Here is a 17,783-nt window from a genome sequence, read left to right as displayed (position 1 = left end):
GCAAAGGTATATACATGCCCTATATGTTGCTTTTTATTGGTTGTATTTTTTTCGGATTAGGTGTGCTTGGTCTTTTTGTACCAAGACTTCAATCTATGGATCTCCTGAGCGTTCAAATATTGAGTGAACACCGATTAGATTATCTTAACTTTATTACGATCTTTCTGGCTCGTGTAGGTGGTATGCCTTTTGTATGTTTTTTATCCTTTCTGGTATGTATATATCAAGCATGGTATAAAAAATATATTACTGTTATTTTCATTAGCGTGGGAGTTATTGGCAGTATCACCATGGGTTGGCTGCTCAAGTGGTGTGTTGACCGCCCAAGACCCCCACAGGTATATCATATTGTCGAAAGTTACGGTGCATCGTTCCCAAGTGCACACAGTGTTTATGCATCAACACTGGCTTGTTTCGCAATGATAATGTTATGCCATAAGCCCAACACTAACTCTCCTTATATCATTTTGATTTCCTGTCTTTGGTTTATCTGCATGGGGCTTTCAAGAATATATGCTGGAGTTCATTTTCCAACAGATGTACTCGCCGGTTGGGGCATAGGTTTTATTTGGATTGCACTGCTTTGGCTCTGGTTATTACAAACACAAAGTAGGTTAAGTAAAAAACAAATATATTTTTAGATTTTATCTAACGAGGTGGAACAATGATGTCGGCTAAGCTTTGGGCTCCTGCCCTTACTGCTTGCGCATTAGCAACAAGTATCGCACTTGTTGGTTGTGGCAAAGGCTCCGATGAGAAACAGCAAGCTGCTGCTGCTCAGAAAATGCCGCCTGCTGAAGTAGGTGTTATTGTTGCTCAACCACAAAGTGTTGAACAAAGCGTTGAGCTTTCCGGCCGTACTTCAGCATATCAAATTTCTGAAGTTCGCCCTCAAACAAGTGGCGTAATTTTAAAACGCTTGTTTGCGGAAGGAAGTTATGTTCGTGAAGGTCAGGCTCTTTATGAACTGGACTCTCGAACTAACCGTGCAACGCTTGAAAATGCAAAAGCATCACTTTTACAACAACAGGCAAATCTAGCTTCACTGCGTACCAAGCTCAACCGTTATAAGCAACTTGTTTCGAGTAATGCTGTATCTAGACAAGAATATGACGACTTACTTGGTCAGGTTAATGTTGCAGAAGCACAAGTTTCTGCTGCGAAGGCGCAAGTAACGAATGCAAATGTAGATCTTGGTTATTCTACAATTCGCTCACCAATTTCTGGTCAGTCTGGACGTTCTTCTGTAACAGCTGGTGCTTTAGTTACTGCAAACCAAACTGATCCTTTAGTGACGATTCAACAATTAGATCCAATCTATGTTGATATTAACCAGTCTAGTGCCGAGTTATTACGTTTACGTCAACAACTCAGTAAAGGCAGTTTAAATAATAGTAACAACACGAAAGTGAAATTGAAGCTCGAAGATGGTTCAACCTATCCTATCGAAGGACAACTTGCTTTCTCTGATGCTTCTGTAAATCAAGATACAGGTACCGTTACTTTACGTGCCGTATTCTCAAACCCGAATCATCTGTTACTTCCTGGTATGTATACAACTGCGCAGATTGTTCAAGGTGTAGTTCCAAATGCTTATCTGATTCCTCAAGCTGCAATTACACGTTTACCGACAGGTCAAGCCATGGCGATGACTGTAAATGCAAAAGGTGCTGTTGAGAGTCGTCCTGTTGAAACTTCTGGTGTTCAAGGACAAAACTGGATTGTGACCAATGGTCTTAAAGCTGGTGATAAAGTAATTGTTGACGGTGTTGCCAAAGTTAAAGAAGGGCAAGAAGTGTCAGCAAAACCTTACCAAGCTCAACCAGCAGCTCCTCAAGGTGCAGCGCCAAATGCGACAAAACCGGCTCAATCAGGTAAACCTCAAGCAGAACAGAAAGCATCTTCAAATGCATAAGGGGTAGATTGAATGGCACAATTTTTTATTCATCGCCCCATTTTTGCTTGGGTGATTGCATTAGTCATTATGTTGGCGGGTATTCTCACGCTTACAAAAATGCCTATTGCTCAGTATCCGACGATTGCACCGCCGACAGTTACAATTGCTGCAACTTATCCTGGTGCATCGGCTGAGACTGTTGAAAATACCGTAACCCAGATCATTGAACAACAAATGAATGGTCTAGATGGTTTACGTTATATTTCATCTAACAGTGCGGGTAACGGTCAGGCCTCTATTCAATTAAACTTTGAACAAGGTATTGATCCAGATATTGCACAGGTTCAGGTTCAAAACAAACTGCAATCTGCAACTGCTCTTTTACCTGAAGATGTTCAACGTCAAGGTGTGACTGTTACAAAATCTGGTGCAAGCTTCTTACAAGTTATTGCATTTTATTCACCAGATAACACCCTTTCAGACTCAGACATTAAAGACTATGTAAACTCATCAATTAAAGAACCACTTAGCCGTGTGGCTGGTGTAGGTGAAGTACAAGTTTTTGGTGGTTCATACGCAATGCGTATCTGGCTCGACCCTGCAAAATTGGCTAATTACCAGTTAACACCAAGTGATATTGCGACTGCTTTGCAAGCGCAAAACTCACAAGTTGCTGTAGGTCAGTTAGGCGGAGCACCAGCCGTACAAGGTCAGGTCCTTAACGCAACAGTGAATGCACAAAGTTTGTTGCAAACACCTGAGCAGTTTAAAAATATCTTCTTAAAGAACACAGCATCAGGTGCTGAGGTTCGTTTAAAAGATGTTGCTCGTGTTGAATTAGGTTCTGATAACTATCAATTCGATTCGAAGTTTAATGGTAAACCTGCTGGTGGTCTTGCAATTAAAATTGCAACGGGTGCCAACGCACTTGATACCGCTGATGCTGTTGAACATCGTTTAACCGAATTACGTAAGAACTATCCAACAGGCCTTGCAGATAAACTGGCTTATGACACTACCCCATTTATTCGTCTTTCAATTGAGAGTGTTGTACACACATTAATTGAAGCGGTAGTTTTGGTATTTATTGTCATGTTCCTGTTCTTGCAGAACTGGCGTGCAACGATTATTCCAACACTTGCTGTACCTGTTGTTGTATTAGGTACATTTGCAGTCATCAATATTTTTGGCTTCTCAATTAACACCTTGACCATGTTCGCTATGGTATTGGCAATTGGTCTTCTGGTCGATGATGCCATTGTTGTAGTAGAAAACGTTGAACGTGTGATGAGTGAAGAACATACCGATCCGGTCACGGCGACTTCACGATCAATGGAACAGATTTCTGGTGCGTTAATCGGTATTACAAGCGTATTGACAGCGGTATTCGTACCAATGGCATTCTTTGGTGGTACGACTGGTGTAATTTACCGTCAATTCTCGATTACCCTTGTAACAGCAATGGTTTTATCGTTAATTGTGGCGTTAACCTTCACGCCAGCACTTTGTGCAACAATTTTGAAACAGCATGATCCGAACAAAGAGCCAAGCAATAATATTTTTGCTCGTTTCTTCAGAGGATTTAACAACGGTTTTGACCGCATGTCGCATAGCTACCAAAATGGTGTTAGCCGCATGCTTAAAGGCAAAATCTTCTCTGGCGTACTTTACGCTGTAGTGATTGGCTTATTGGTGTTCTTGTTCCAAAAACTCCCATCTTCATTCTTACCAGAAGAAGATCAGGGTGTGGTCATGACACTTGTACAATTACCACCGAATGCAACACTTGACCGTACCAATAAAGTCGTTGATACCATGACGAATTTCTTCATGAATGAAAAAGATACAGTGGAATCTATTTTCACCGTTTCAGGCTTCTCATTCACAGGTGTTGGTCAAAATGCTGGTATTGGCTTCGTTAAATTGAAAGACTGGAGTGAACGTACTTCACCAGAGTCTCAGATTGGCGCGTTAATTCAACGTGGTATGGCATTAAACATGATCGTCAAAGACGCATCTTACATCATGCCATTACAGCTTCCAGCAATGCCTGAATTAGGCGTAACAGCTGGTTTTAACTTGCAGCTTAAAGATTCAAGTGGTCAAGGCCATGAGAAACTGATTGCCGCACGTAACACAATTTTAGGTTTGGCTTCACAAGATAAGCGTCTTGTAGGAGTACGTCCTAATGGTCAAGAAGATACACCTCAGTATCAAATTAATGTAGATCAGGCTCAAGCTGGCGCTATGGGCGTGAGCATTGCCGACATTAACAACACTATGCGTATTGCATGGGGTGGTTCATACATTAACGACTTCGTTGACCGAGGTCGTGTGAAAAAAGTTTATGTTCAAGGTGATTCGGGTAGCCGTATGATGCCTGAAGACTTAAACAAGTGGTATGTACGTAATAGCAAAGGCGAAATGGTACCGTTCTCTGCATTTGCTACTGGCGAATGGACATATGGTTCTCCTCGTCTTGAACGTTATAACGGCGTGTCATCGGTTAACATTCAAGGTACACCTGCACCGGGCGTAAGTTCTGGTGATTCTATGAAAGCAATGGAAGAAATTATTGCTAAGCTACCATCTATGGGCTTACAAGGTTTTGACTATGAATGGACAGGTTTATCACTTGAAGAACGTGAGTCTGGTGCTCAAGCTCCATTCCTTTATGCTCTTTCATTGTTAATCGTTTTCCTTTGCTTAGCTGCATTATATGAAAGCTGGTCTATTCCGTTCTCGGTTTTACTTGTAGTACCACTCGGTATTATTGGTGCAATCATATTGACTTACTTGGGTATGATTATTAAAGGAGATCCAAATCTCTCAAATAACATTTACTTCCAGGTAGCGATGATCGCGGTCATCGGTCTTTCTGCAAAAAATGCGATCTTGATTGTTGAGTTCGCAAAAGAGCTGCAGGAAAAAGGTGAAGACCTCATTGATGCAACTTTACATGCTTCAAAAATGCGTTTACGTCCAATTATTATGACCACCCTTGCCTTCGGTTTCGGTGTACTTCCACTTGCTCTTTCAACAGGTGCAGGTGCAGGAAGTCAGCACTCTGTCGGTTACGGTGTACTCGGTGGCGTACTCAGTGCAACGTTCTTAGGTATCTTCTTTATCCCTGTATTCTATGTGTGGATTCGTAGTATCTTTAAGTACAAACCAAAAACCATAAACACTCAGGAGCATAAATCGTGATGCAAAAAGTATGGTCTATTTCAGGTCGTAGCATTGCGGTATCTGCACTTGCGCTTGCTTTGACAGCTTGTCAAAGCATGCGCGGCCCAGAACCAGTCGTGAAAACCGATATACCACAAAGCTATGGATATAACAGCGCTTCTGGTACGTCTATTGCAGAACAGGGTTATAAACAGTTCTTTTCTGACCCTCGTTTGCTCGAAGTGATTGATTTGGCTCTTGCCAACAACCGTGACTTACGTACAGCAACGCTCAATATTGAACGTGCTCAACAGCAATATCGGATTACTCAAAACAACCAGCTTCCAACCATCGGAGCAAGTGGTAGTGCAATTCGTCAGGTTTCTCAAAGCCGTGATCCGAATAACCCCTACTCTACCTATCAGGTGGGTTTGGGTGTAACTGCCTATGAGCTTGATTTTTGGGGCCGCGTTCGTAGCTTGAAAGATGCTGCATTAGATAGTTATCTTTCAACGCAAAGTGCACGTGATTCGACACAAATCAGTCTGATTAGTCAGGTTGCTCAAGCATGGTTGAACTATTCTTTTGCATCGGCGAATCTAAAGCTTGCAGAGCAAACTCTAAAAGCACAGCAAGACTCTTACAACCTCAACAAAAAACGTTTTGATGTGGGTATCGACAGCGAAGTTCCACTACGTCAGGCACAGATTTCTGTAGAAACTGCGCGTAACGATGTAGCGAACTACAAAACTCAGATGGCTCAAGCACAAAACTTGTTGAACTTGTTAGCAGGTCAATCGATTCCGCAAAACTTGTTGCCAAACCAACCTGTAAAACGTATTACTCAACAGAATGTATATACAGCTGGTTTACCAAGCGACTTGCTTAACAACCGTCCAGATGTAAAAGCTGCTGAATATAACTTAAGCGCTGCTGGTGCGAATATTGGTGCTGCAAAAGCACGTTTATTCCCAACAATTAGCTTAACGGGTTCTGCAGGTTACGCATCGACTGACTTAAGTGATCTATTTAAGTCTGGTGGATTTGTGTGGTCAGTTGGACCAAGCCTAGATTTACCAATCTTTGACTGGGGTACGCGTCGTGCCAATGTAAAAATTTCTGAAACTGATCAGAAAATTGCATTATCTGATTATGAAAAATCAGTTCAGTCTGCATTCCGCGAAGTTAATGATGCGCTTGCAACGCGTGCCAATATTGGTGAACGTTTAACAGCTCAACAACGTCTAGTAGAAGCGACTAACCGCAACTACACACTTTCAAATGCCCGCTTCCGTGCAGGTATTGATAGTTACTTGACCGTTCTTGATGCACAGCGTTCATCTTATTCAGCAGAACAAGGTCTACTCTTGCTTCAACAAGCTAACTTAAACAACCAAATTGAGTTATACAAAACTCTAGGTGGCGGTTTAAAAGCAAATTCTTCAGATACAGTAGTTAATCAACCATCAAGTGCTGAACTTAAAAAGCAATAAGTTTTAAATAACTTATCTATAAAAGCTCACTTCGGTGGGCTTTTTTATTGCATCTCATGTGAATATTTCTTATCTTGAAACCTTAAAAGATTTAGATTGATAAAAAATAATGTTACTGAGTAATTTAGAAAGCGTTCCGGGCCACCAGATTTTAAAACAGCTTGATGTTGTTTATGGAAGTACAGTCCGAAGTAAGCATGTTGGCCGTGACTTGATGGCGAGTTTAAAAAATATTGTGGGTGGTGAACTTACAGGTTATACCGAATTATTAGAAGAATCCCGCCAAGAAGCCATGAATCGTATGATTGCCAAAGCCCAGCAACTGGGTGCGAATGCAATTGTTGGTATTCGTTTTTCAACTTCAAATATTGCTCAAGGTGCTTCCGAACTATTTGTCTATGGCACAGCTGTGGTCGTACAACCTCAAGCACCCCATCTACCAGATCCATTTAGTGCATAGGTAGAAAATGGAAAATCTTATTTTTCAGCTTGTTATTTTTCTGATTCTTTTCAGTATTGGTTGGGGTTTTGGGCGCCATATTGAACAAAAACATTTGAAAGAACTTCTAGAAAAAGAGCAACGGCTGGCCCATATCAGAATTGATACGAATCGTTTTGCGACGAGTGATCAATTAGGCCAATTTATTAGCAGTAATGTCGTGATTTCTAATGACTACTTTAAATATGTGCTGGCATCAATCAAAAATATTTTAGGCGGTCGGCTGACCAGTTATGAAAGTATTGTTGAACGTGCTCGCCGTGAAGCGATTGTCCGCTTAAAGCAACAAGCCCATACCGCAGGCGCTAACCATATTATGGGAGTTCGGCTGAGTACAACCGAACTAGGAATGCAGGGTGGAATGGTCGAAGTCTTTGCCTACGGTACCGCAGTAAAAGATTAACACTGCCCCACGCTAGAAAAATGTATCCGTGGATTGCCAATATTTTTAGTTAAATGTTGGCAAATTCCGGTAATTTTCCAATTGCCCTGTTGTTTTTCCAAAGTAAAATAATAACGACCAAATGAATGAAAATAATCATTTTCTGAAAAACGATAAATTTGATAATTGCATTCTAACCATGCCCGATCTTGTTCAATGCGGATAATGGGATTACTCAAATTGTGCTGTAGTCGTAAATGCGATAAAGCTTGCTGCCGAGAACCTTTATATTCATGACAAGTCACAACACATAAAGGCTCTCCCCTAAACTGGAAATAGTCCACCTCAAGTTGATCGGCCAATAACTCATCAAAAGCGTCCCAATTTTTCTGGTCAAAGACCAATTGAAAACGTGTGATGACCTCTAAAACACGGTGATAATCTTGATCCATGGTGAACCTTCTATGCAGGTTTTTCACCAATTTAGCACGGCGAAATCTCTTTTTTATTTTACTTTTGTTTTCCGAATCATTTTATAGAGAAGTTTTGGTGACATCCGAGAAACCATTACTCCAAGTTTTTCTTTTGTTCCCCCAACAACAATATATTCTTGGCCATGCATTAAAGCTTTAACCGACTTTTCTGCAAAAGTATCTGCCTCTAAACCATTTTCAATTGCTTCATCTTGATGGCCTTGAGGCTGCCCTGCACCATTTAACGCATTAAAAGAAACGTTTGTTTTTACAAAACCAGGGAAAATAACGGAAACTTCAATGCCCTGATCAGCGACCTCAGCACGTAAACTATTAGCCCACATATGAATTGCCGCTTTAGCAGCCGAATAACTTGCCCGGTACTGTGTTCCTAACAGACCTGCCACGCTAGAAACAAACACAACTCGACCAGACTTTTGTTTTAGCATGGTCGGAAGCACAGTTTTGGTTAACGCCACTTGCGAGAAATAATCAACTTCCATAATGGCCCGTTCGGTTGCCATTGTCGTGTCTTCGATTAATGCACGTTGGCTCAAACCTGCATTATTAATGAGCCAGTCAATTCGTCCTTTCGCTTTTAAAATCTGCTCATAGGCCTCTTGAACTTGTTTTTCATTGGTAATATCTGCAACCACAGACAAATGTTGCTCTGGATTTAACAAACCAACTCGAACTTCTTCTAACTCTTCAAAACGACGGGAGGTCAAAATCACTTCTGCCCCTTGCAAGGCTAATTCCCCTGCCAAGGCCTTACCTAAACCAGAAGATGCACCCGTAATCCATACCACCTTATTTTTTAAAGTATCAAGTTTGGCCATGCTTTATGTTCCTATTATCTTTTTAAATTATGCTGCTTGATGCATGAAGGCCAAAAAGTGGTTGATATAATGAGTTGCTGTGGTCTGATCGACCTGTGTACCTAACTTTTCCAAACGTTTATAGCCTAAATGCGTCGTCATGTTGATCACCCCATTCAGGGTTTTATCGACAACTAAATTAAATTTTAAACGCTTTTTAGGTTCACGTACTAGGCTTGTTACGCCTAAATCTACAATTTGAATGAGAGTATCAAAAGCAGCTGCAACACTCTGCATGTTCCCATCACGAATTTGCTGAGTCAGAGTTTCAGCTTGTTGCACGAGTTGAAGCGTAACTGGATAGGTAATATAGATCTGCTGTCCCTGTTCTTTCATCAGGGATGTCATGTAGTCAACTAAAGGTAAAAGACGTTCATTTCCAAAGAATGAAACCGACCAAGGCATATATTTTCGAAAAGTTTCCAAAACCTGCTGAACCACTTTTTCAGACTCAGCTTGCTGTTTTGGGGACATGGTTGTATTCCCTGACTGTAAGAGTACAGAAAAAACCTGCTCAATAATTTCACAAGAAAGGTCAGACAATACATCCCCTAAAGCTTTTGCCTGACTTTGGCTCACCCCATCATGCAGTTTCTGCCGAATAGTCTCGAATTGGGTATAAGTTGAATCGGAAATTTTCAAAAAAACTTCATAACTCATGAGCAACATCCTTTTTCAATTCTTTTGTAATTTTTGTGCCGTGTGTCTACACGATTAAATTGTGATCCATCTTTCATAAATCTACCGTTTTTTGAAAAAAATACAAAACCGTTTATCTGTTTTCAGCACATTAATTTCGAGGCATTTTTTTGCTACAATAGGTGCAATTTTTTATGCATATTCGATCTAAGCTACTATGACTGACGCTCAAACCGCTCAAAATATTGCGACCACATACGATCCAACCGAGATCGAAAAGAAGTGGTACCAAACGTGGGAAGAACAAGGTTACTTCAAACCTTCTGGTCACGGTGAATCATTCTGTATCATGATTCCGCCACCAAACGTCACTGGTAGTTTGCACATGGGCCATGGCTTTAACAATGCCATTATGGATGCCCTCACCCGTTATAACCGCATGATGGGTAAAAACACCTTGTGGCAACCAGGTACTGACCATGCGGGTATTGCAACTCAAATGGTTGTTGAGCGTCAACTTGGCTTACAAGGTGTGACTCGTCATGACTTGGGCCGTGATAAGTTCATCGAAAAAGTTTGGGAATGGAAAGAACAATCTGGCGGCACGATTACTAAACAAATTCGTCGCTTAGGTTCGTCTGTAGACTGGTCACGTGAACGCTTCACGATGGATGAAGGTTTATCAAACGCTGTTAAAGAAGTATTCGTTCGTTTGCACGAAGATGGTTTAATTTACCGCGGTAAGCGCCTTGTAAACTGGGATCCTAAACTTCAAACTGCTCTTTCTGACCTTGAAGTAGAAAGCAAAGAAGAAAAAGGCTCACTTTGGCACTTTAAATATTTCTTTGAAGACAAATCAGTTAAAACTCAAGATGGCAAAGACTATTTAGTCGTTGCAACGACTCGTCCTGAAACATTACTGGGCGATACTGCTGTTGCTGTTCACCCTGAAGATGAGCGTTATGCACACCTTGTTGGTAAAAACATTGTATTGCCAATTACTGGTCGTTTAATTCCAATCGTTGCTGATGACTACGTTGAAAAAGACTTTGGTACTGGCTGTGTAAAAATCACGCCTGCTCACGACTTTAACGACTATGACCTAGGTAAACGCAATAGCTTGCCAATCATTAATATCTTCAACAAAAACGCCGAAGTTTTAGGTGAGTTTGAATATATTGCAAAAGCTGGTGAACAAATTTCTAAAACCATTACTGCACCTGCGGAATACGCTGGTTTAGAACGTTTCGTAGCACGTAAAAAATTAGTTGCTCAAGCTGAAGCCGAAGGTTGGTTAGACCAAATCCAACCATATGACTTAAAAGCGCCACGTGGCGACCGTTCAGGCGTGATCATTGAGCCATTATTGACTGACCAATGGTATGTAAAAATTGCTCCGCTTGCTGAACCTGCAATTGAAGCAGTTCAAGATGGCCGTATTAAGTTTGTTCCAGAACAGTACAGCAACATGTACATGGCGTGGATGCGTGACATTCAAGACTGGTGTATTTCACGTCAGCTTTGGTGGGGTCACCGTATTCCAGCTTGGTACGATGCGAATGGCAACATCTATGTGGGTCGTAATGAAGAAGAAGTACGCGCGAAGAACAATATCGCTGCTGACGTTGAACTTAAACAAGATGAAGACGTTCTTGATACATGGTTCTCTTCTGCGCTTTGGACATTCTCAACTTTAGGTTGGACTGGCGATGCGAAGCAAGATGAAGTAAATGATTTCTTAAAAACTTTCCACCCAACAGATGTTTTGGTGACTGGTTTTGACATCATTTTCTTCTGGGTTGCCCGCATGATCATGATGACCTTACACTTCATGAAAAATGAAGATGGTTCATCTCAAGTTCCATTTAAGACTGTTTACGTTCACGGCTTGGTACGTGATGGTGAAGGTCAAAAAATGTCTAAGTCTAAAGGTAACGTACTTGATCCATTAGACTTGATTGACGGTATTGATCTAGAAAGCTTAGTTGCAAAACGTACGACTGGCCTAATGAACCCGAAAGATGCAGCGAAGATTGAAAAATCAACGCGCAAAGAGTTCCCAGAAGGCATTAATGCCTATGGTACTGACGCAGTTCGTTTCACGTTCTGTGCGCTTGCAAACACTGGTCGTGACATTAAGTTCGACTTAAAACGTGTTGAAGGCTACCGTAACTTCTGTAACAAAATCTGGAACGCGACTCGTTTCGTTCTGATGAATGTTGAAGGTCAAACTGTTGGTACCGACGCTCGCCCTGATCTTTGGGAACTTCCAGAACAGTGGATTATGAGCCGTCTGCAAAAAGCTGAAGCTGCTGTACACCAAGCGTTTGCAACCTATCGTTTAGACCTTGCTGCACAAGCGATTTATGACTTTATTTGGAATGAATACTGTGACTGGTACGTTGAGTTAACTAAACCAGTTCTGAACGATGCAGAAGTTGCAGAAGAGCGTAAAGCTGAAGTACGTCGTGTATTGCTTGCAGTGATGGAAGCTTCGTTGCGTTTGGCTCATCCATTAATGCCGTATTTGACAGAAGAAATTTGGCAGACTCTTGCACCAATGCTTGGTCAAGGCGGCCCAACGATTATGACTGCTCAATACCCTATTCCTGAGCAAGCAAAAATCAATGACCAAGCTGAAGCAGACATGCAATGGCTTCAAGGTTTGATCGGTGCGGTACGTAACATTCGTGGTGAGTTGGGCTTAGGTAATGCGCGCTTGTTGCCAGTATTACTTCAAAACACGTCTGACGCTGAACGTGAACAAATCATTCGTATTGAAGCATTGTTCAAAGCATTAGCTAAAGTTGAAAGCATTGAATTCTTGAATAAAGACCAAGAGCCGCCTTTGTCTTGCTCTAGCGTTGTTAGCCATGCATCGGTATTTGTACCAATGAAAGGCTTAATTGACCCTAAAGCTGAGCTTGCTCGTTTGCAAAAAGACTTGGATAAAATCCAAAAGCAACACGATCAAATTGCGGGCAAACTTGCAAATGAAGGCTTTGTATCTAAAGCACCAGCAGCGGTTGTTGAAGGTGAAAAAGCGAAGCTTGCTGAGTTTGCTGCTCAATTAGAAAAAGTTAAAGCAAATATGGAGCAGATTGCTGCGCTTTAATGCAGCAATTTGATTCAAAAAATCCCCTCTTAGTGAGGGGATTTTTTTATTTCCACTTTTGACAAATAGCCTCAAACTCGACTTCTTTCCATTCCTCCTTCCATAAACTCCAATAAGGAATATCATTAGAAGATGGTTCAGGATCACAGCGATCAATTGTTACGATAGAAGGAAGAACAATTGAGTCCCCTACTAACAAGGCATCACCTTGATGTAAACTTGGCAATATATCTATAATCCCACCGAGTGAGTCAGGTAAAAGTTTTCTTACATAGTTTTGATCAACTGGGTTGGTAAGTCTCATTGAGATAAAATTATTACATTGTGAAAAAATTGTTTCAGAAATTTCTGATGGCCTCTGACTAGATAACATTAATGTTATTCCATATTTTCGACCTTCCTTAGCAATACGTTCTATTGCTATCTTTGATGCTCTATATTTTGTAAGTTCACTATTAGGAACGTACTTATGAGCTTCTTCATATACCATTAAAATGGGTACATCATTATTAATTACTTCTTCTGGGTTAATTTCAAATCGTTGTCTTTTATAAAAATATCCATAATCAAATATTAATCTAGATATTACAGAAACAGTTATAGTTAAAACCTCAAATGGAACATCACTCAAATCAATAATAGTAATATTAGACTTCTTTTTATCTGAGTAACCAATAATATCTCTTAAAACATCAACAAAATCTGAGTTTTGTAGTGTTGGATCAAAAATAAATTTCAATCTATCTTGTCTAATTTTCTCTTCTATACGATTAAAAAACTTATCCAAAGTTCCTTCAGCGTATAATCCTTTATTGATATTCTGACTTTTAGTTGGAAAAAACTTATGCCTAGTTAAAAAATAGTTTTTTATCTTTTCTATATCACTTTCAAAAAGCACCCCCATGTTAGCATCCACACCACCATCTGATTTTATGGAATAACTCCCATTATCTATCATACATAGTTCATTATTTTTTGAATTTTTAGTTTCATTTTTCAAATTAAATAATGCATTTACCACTTCATCTAGACTGAACTTTATAGGAGTATCATATGAAATATTCTTAACACCTTCATTATGAATCTCTTTATTAATAGTTACTAATTTTCTAAATACTGATGACTGGTTATAATTATCCCTTTCTCCTGTATCCAAAAGAATTTCTTCCAGCTCATCACTGTTAAGTAACCAATATGGTAATTTTAAAGTATTTATATCTAAAAAATTAGCATTAGGAAAAGCACTCTTATATTCAGAATGGATATCAAAAATAATAATATGAGAATTATTTAAACTAAAATCTCCATCTTTTGAAGAAATTGCAGTTTGTAAAATTTTAGATAAAGTGTGTGACTTTCCTGAACCAGTTGAACCTAAAATTGCTACATGTTTATTAAAAAATTTATTTCCATCAATGGGAACATGTATTTCTTTCTTAGTGCTTAAAGTACAAAATTTTAGTCTTTTTTCTTCTGTAATCGAATCATATATTGCCCTAATATCCTGTGTAGTAGCTGGCTCAACTTTTCTTGGTGGAATTGCAATTGTATCCCCACCTCTAATAAATTTACCATCCTCTAAAACACCTAAAGGTAATGCTTCGATCAGATAGATTCTTTCATTTCTATTATCAAAACCTATAGAGAAATTTTCTATGATCGCAATCAATATTGCATCATCATTATTAGTAACCCTTATATATGATCCAACCTTTAAGGATTCATCTGGCAACTTAAAATTTTCAAGATTCGTAACCTGTACAGTAATTTTATTTGGTCTTACTGATATTACTTCTGCTAAAACTTCTTGATTACTCACACAATACTCCCTTTAAACATTCAATATTCTTAATATAAATATCATATGACTCATTTGTTTCAAAATAAGGCTTTTTATTATAAATCTGATATACTTTCTTATTAGGCAGTGGCTTTGATAGAATTAAATTTAACTCATCCATGCTGTTAATGAATTTTATCTTTGTTCTATAAGGATTACCTTGCTCCAGAACCTCTCTTAAATATAGATCAATATTAAAATCCCCGCCCTTAAAATAATACCCATCTTCTACAATATATGCATCTAATATTAACTCCGCTTTCAACCGTACTAAATCCTCGAAGTTGAGATTATGTATATAAATAAATGGGCAAAATTTTTCAGGTTGCCTTCTTGTATTTAAATTAGACCAACGATCACTTATACTTTTTAAAACTTCTTTTATTTCAAATAAATCTGAAGTAGGAACTTCAATTAAGAAAAATCTATTCATTTTAGAGCTTGTATTATTAAAATATTTTTTTCTAATTTTTCTACAATATTCACTTTCAGTTAACTTCTCAAAGTACCAATAATCAAAAATCATTTTCTTAGAATTTCTTAACTCATTAATAAATTTTTTCTTTGTAATTTTTCTTTCATTCTCTGCCTGATTTTTAGCTAAATTCCTTATAATATAAATACTTTTAGCATAAAAAAATTCGACATCACTATCAGAACATATGTTTAGATAAACAAATTTGGATAAAATATCTAAGTGTTGTTGATCTAAAGTCGGCCCATCTATCTGTAAGGTTAATTTACTTAAAAAAAGCTCTAAATTTTCATCATCCAAACCTAAATCAATATGTAGTTGCGTTATAGTACTAGAATCATTATCTGTAGCTCTGGTAGTTGTAGTTAGAAAGTTTTTTTTAAGAAATTCGATACTAATTGGATGAGGAAGTTTCTCCTGACCGCTTCTATAATGACCAAATAATTTATATTGTATTAAATCTTTCTGTTCATTAATCCTATTTGAAAAATCTTTTATCATCCATGATATAGCTTCTTTAATTTTTGATGGTGTGAAATCACTTTTTTCATAATATTTACATTGTACTGCAATAATTTCATTACCTATCTGTTCTACATCAATATCCTCAATACCTTCTACAGTGACAATACTATTTTCATCGCCATTATTTAAAATTTGAAAAATTGTATTATCAAATTGATATAAATATCCCCGAATCGTATCAATAGCCTGTCTATTATTAGGTTCTGACATTGCTTAAAACCATAAAAATAAAACTTTAATCTAGCTCATTAATTAGCCATTTAAAAGTTTTTTATTAATTATTTTCAATGTATTAAAATAAGTTATTACTCCCCAACAACATCTCTACCCCACTCACCTTCTTCATATGCTTTAAACGCTCTTTTTCCCACTTTAACTGCTGTTTTAACTCAGCACAGTCCGCATCTACAGCTTTATAAACATCACTAATATGTACATGCTCTGCTTTCACGTTCTTCGCTAACTGAAAAGAATCCAAAATCTCAGCAATTTGGTTTTCAAGCTGCTGACTTTGTGCATCCAAAGCCAGTTTATAAAACCGCAATTGCTCAGCAGATAATTCTTTAGCCCCTACCCCTTTATTCTGTTCGAGCTGTAACTGGAGTTTGAGTAAATAGAACAAATCCTGCTTTTCATAGGCCTGACTTGCCTGTTGGAACAACTCAGTTTTTTCTTCTTTTTTTGTTTCATCTTGCTCACGGTCTGGATGAATCATCGCGGCAATTTTTAAATAGACAGTTTTTAACGACTGCGCTGCCATCTGCTCAGCTTGTTCACGTTTCTGTTGTTGCCTTTGCTGTTTGGCTTGCTCCCGTGCTTGTTGCTGCTCGGCAGCATACTGTTCAAAGTCTTCATCAAATTCTGCACTTTGATCAGTATTTTCACCGTATTCGGATTTTATTGACTGAGCTTTTTTATTCTTTTTTACCGCTTCCCTCGCATGTTGCTGATAGAAGGTATCAACCTGCTTTACTAACTCCAACTGTTTAGCAGACAGCATTTTTGAGCGCTTCGACATTTGTGCAAACTGGGCAATTTTTTCATCTAATTGTTGCATATCCGCTTTGGAAAACTCGTGGCTATGCAACATATTCCAAAGCTGCTCTAACTGCTGAAATAGCACTTCATGCAAATCGCTATACACAGGCATCAGTTTTTGACGTATGTGTTGTTGAATCTCAGCTTGCGCATTTTGCCATGTGCTAAGGCTAACTTTTTGCTGTTCTATTTTATCAATCAGGCGATTCAGTTTTTTCTGCTGTGCAGACGGTTCAGACCTTTGCTGCAAGCTCACTTTGAGATCAAAGGACATACTCATCCACCTGAAAAAGAAAAAAGTGTAGCAATAATCAGATGAGGAAGGTAGCAAAGCATTCTTTAAATAAGAACCAGCCTATTAATTTTTAGAAAATAGAAGATGACTTAACTAAAGTTATACCTTAAGAAATCCACCAAATCACTACTGGTAAAGTCACGGCAGCACATAAGGTTTGAAAGCTAATCACTGCTGCCATGAGTTGGCTGTCGCCACCCAATACCTTGGTTAAAATGTATGAAGCAGAAGCCGTCGGTAGCGCAAAGAAAATAACTAAAATTAGTGTTTGTAAGCTTGGTAAACCAAACCACGTACAGACCGCGTAAGCCAATGCAGGCACTGCTAAAAGTCGTGCAAACGTGTCTGCTGCCAATACCACAATATCTTTTTTAATTTGCATAAACTGTAAAGCTGCACCCACACATAACAGACCCAGTGGCAAACTCGATGCTGAAAAAAGCTTAATAAAGCTAGAAAAGCCTTCCCAAATCGGGATGTGAAGTGCATTGACTGCCGCTCCCACCACACACGATGCAATTAAAGGGTTTTTAAGAAGCGCAATAAAAACAGGCTTAATCGCCATCTGTTCTTTAGAGGTTAGAGCAAGCACAGAAATAACGTTCACAAGTGGAATGCAAAGCGCCAATAAAATTGCCAGTATTGCCATTCCTTCACTTTTAAAAAGCGAAGTCACTAACGCCAAACCAATATAAGTATTAAAGCGAACCATACTTTGTACATGCACTCCAAAACGTGCAGGTGGTATGTGCCAAAACACGCGAAGTATGTACAAGAAAATGGTGACTGCTAAAACCACAATCAACATGGCAATAATGGCTGTACTCAAACTTTTTAAGTCAATTTTAGCGGTCGACAACGTACTAAAAAGCAAAGCGGGAAATAAAATATAGTAATTGAGCTTCTCTGCCCCAGCCCAAAACTCATCACTAAAAAAATGATATTTTTTTAACAGGTATCCCGATGCAATTAATGCAACTAAGGGAAAAAGAGATAAAACAATGCTATTCATTTCTTTACTCAAGTTTGGTTGAAGGGCTTGCTGTTTCTGGCAATTACCTTGGCT

General features: G+C 38.9%; 14 protein-coding genes. 7 read left to right on the top strand and 7 right to left on the bottom strand.

The genetic code is table 11. From position 1 onward, the window contains the following. Positions 1–14 precede the first annotated feature (14 nt). From MSG66_RS07655 to MSG66_RS07630, 6 genes are all read left to right on the top strand, one after another. Entirely contained in the window at positions 15–641 is a 627-nt protein-coding gene (locus MSG66_RS07655) for a phosphatase PAP2 family protein (RefSeq protein WP_324653385.1), read from the top strand. A gap of 23 nt (positions 642–664) precedes the next feature. Next, complete coding sequence (gene adeI, locus MSG66_RS07650; protein ID WP_042897628.1) at positions 665–1,915, top strand: multidrug efflux RND transporter periplasmic adaptor subunit AdeI; 1,251 nt, start codon at positions 665–667, stop codon at positions 1,913–1,915. Positions 1,916–1,927: 12 nt separating this feature from the next. Then, a complete protein-coding gene (gene adeJ / locus MSG66_RS07645) occupies positions 1,928–5,104 on the top strand; it encodes a multidrug efflux RND transporter permease subunit AdeJ (protein ID WP_324653382.1) in 3,177 nt (1,058 codons plus the stop codon). Then, the gene (gene adeK, locus MSG66_RS07640; RefSeq protein ID WP_132071772.1) at positions 5,104–6,558 is read left to right on the top strand and encodes a multidrug efflux RND transporter outer membrane channel subunit AdeK; all 1,455 of its coding nucleotides are present in this window, start codon (positions 5,104–5,106) and stop codon (positions 6,556–6,558) included. The genes adeJ and adeK overlap by 1 nt, the downstream gene beginning before the upstream one ends. Positions 6,559–6,667: 109 nt before the next feature. Further along, positions 6,668–7,018, top strand: a complete 351-nt coding sequence (locus MSG66_RS07635) for a YbjQ family protein (protein WP_003655405.1) — start codon at positions 6,668–6,670, stop codon at positions 7,016–7,018. A 7-nt stretch (positions 7,019–7,025) separates the two neighbouring features. Further along, the gene (locus tag MSG66_RS07630; RefSeq protein ID WP_133972029.1) at positions 7,026–7,460 is read left to right on the top strand and encodes a YbjQ family protein; all 435 of its coding nucleotides are present in this window, start codon (positions 7,026–7,028) and stop codon (positions 7,458–7,460) included. On the opposite strand, the gene MSG66_RS07625 is transcribed toward MSG66_RS07630, so the two are convergent. The 3 genes from MSG66_RS07625 to MSG66_RS07615 are packed head-to-tail and all read right to left on the bottom strand — an operon-like array spanning position 7,457 to position 9,450. After that, positions 7,457–7,891 carry a nuclear transport factor 2 family protein gene (locus tag MSG66_RS07625; protein WP_133972027.1) on the bottom strand — a complete coding sequence of 145 codons (435 nt, stop codon included), beginning with the start codon at positions 7,889–7,891 and terminating at the stop codon, positions 7,457–7,459. The two genes, MSG66_RS07630 and MSG66_RS07625, sit on opposite strands and share 4 nt — an antisense overlap. 53 nt (positions 7,892–7,944) lie before the next feature. Further along, positions 7,945–8,751: an SDR family NAD(P)-dependent oxidoreductase gene (locus MSG66_RS07620; protein WP_324653378.1), complete on the bottom strand. Its 807-nt coding sequence runs from the start codon at positions 8,749–8,751 to the stop codon at positions 7,945–7,947. A gap of 27 nt (positions 8,752–8,778) precedes the next feature. Beyond that, a complete protein-coding gene (locus tag MSG66_RS07615) occupies positions 8,779–9,450 on the bottom strand; it encodes a hypothetical protein (protein WP_324653376.1) in 672 nt (223 codons plus the stop codon). Between the two features lie 196 nt (positions 9,451–9,646). Here MSG66_RS07615 and MSG66_RS07610 point away from each other — a divergent pair, with 196 nt between their 5' ends. Next, positions 9,647–12,544, top strand: coding sequence for a valine--tRNA ligase (locus tag MSG66_RS07610; RefSeq protein WP_324653374.1), 2,898 nt, complete (start codon positions 9,647–9,649; stop codon positions 12,542–12,544). Between the two features lie 46 nt (positions 12,545–12,590). Here the strand turns inward: MSG66_RS07610 and herA are convergent, their stop codons facing one another. The 4 genes from herA to MSG66_RS07590 form a co-directional block, all read right to left on the bottom strand. Then, positions 12,591–14,363, bottom strand: coding sequence for an anti-phage-associated helicase HerA (gene herA, locus MSG66_RS07605; protein ID WP_324653372.1), 1,773 nt, complete (start codon positions 14,361–14,363; stop codon positions 12,591–12,593). Then, on the bottom strand, positions 14,356–15,594 hold the full coding sequence (locus MSG66_RS07600; protein WP_324653370.1) for a DUF4297 family anti-phage-associated protein: 1,239 nt from the start codon (positions 15,592–15,594) through the stop codon (positions 14,356–14,358). Before MSG66_RS07600 ends, herA begins: the two co-directional genes overlap by 8 nt. Positions 15,595–15,676: 82 nt before the next feature. After that, entirely contained in the window at positions 15,677–16,696 is a 1,020-nt protein-coding gene (locus MSG66_RS07595) for a molecular chaperone DnaJ (RefSeq protein ID WP_324653368.1), read from the bottom strand. Positions 16,697–16,823: 127 nt separating this feature from the next. Further along, the gene (locus MSG66_RS07590; protein WP_324653366.1) at positions 16,824–17,729 is read right to left on the bottom strand and encodes an AEC family transporter; all 906 of its coding nucleotides are present in this window, start codon (positions 17,727–17,729) and stop codon (positions 16,824–16,826) included. Positions 17,730–17,783: the final 54 nt, after the last annotated feature.

The sequence above is a fragment of the Acinetobacter sp. IK31 genome, from assembly GCF_035615195.1.
GTDB classification, from domain to species: domain Bacteria; phylum Pseudomonadota; class Gammaproteobacteria; order Pseudomonadales; family Moraxellaceae; genus Acinetobacter; species Acinetobacter calcoaceticus_C.
This window is presented reverse-complemented; position numbering and strand designations above follow the sequence as displayed.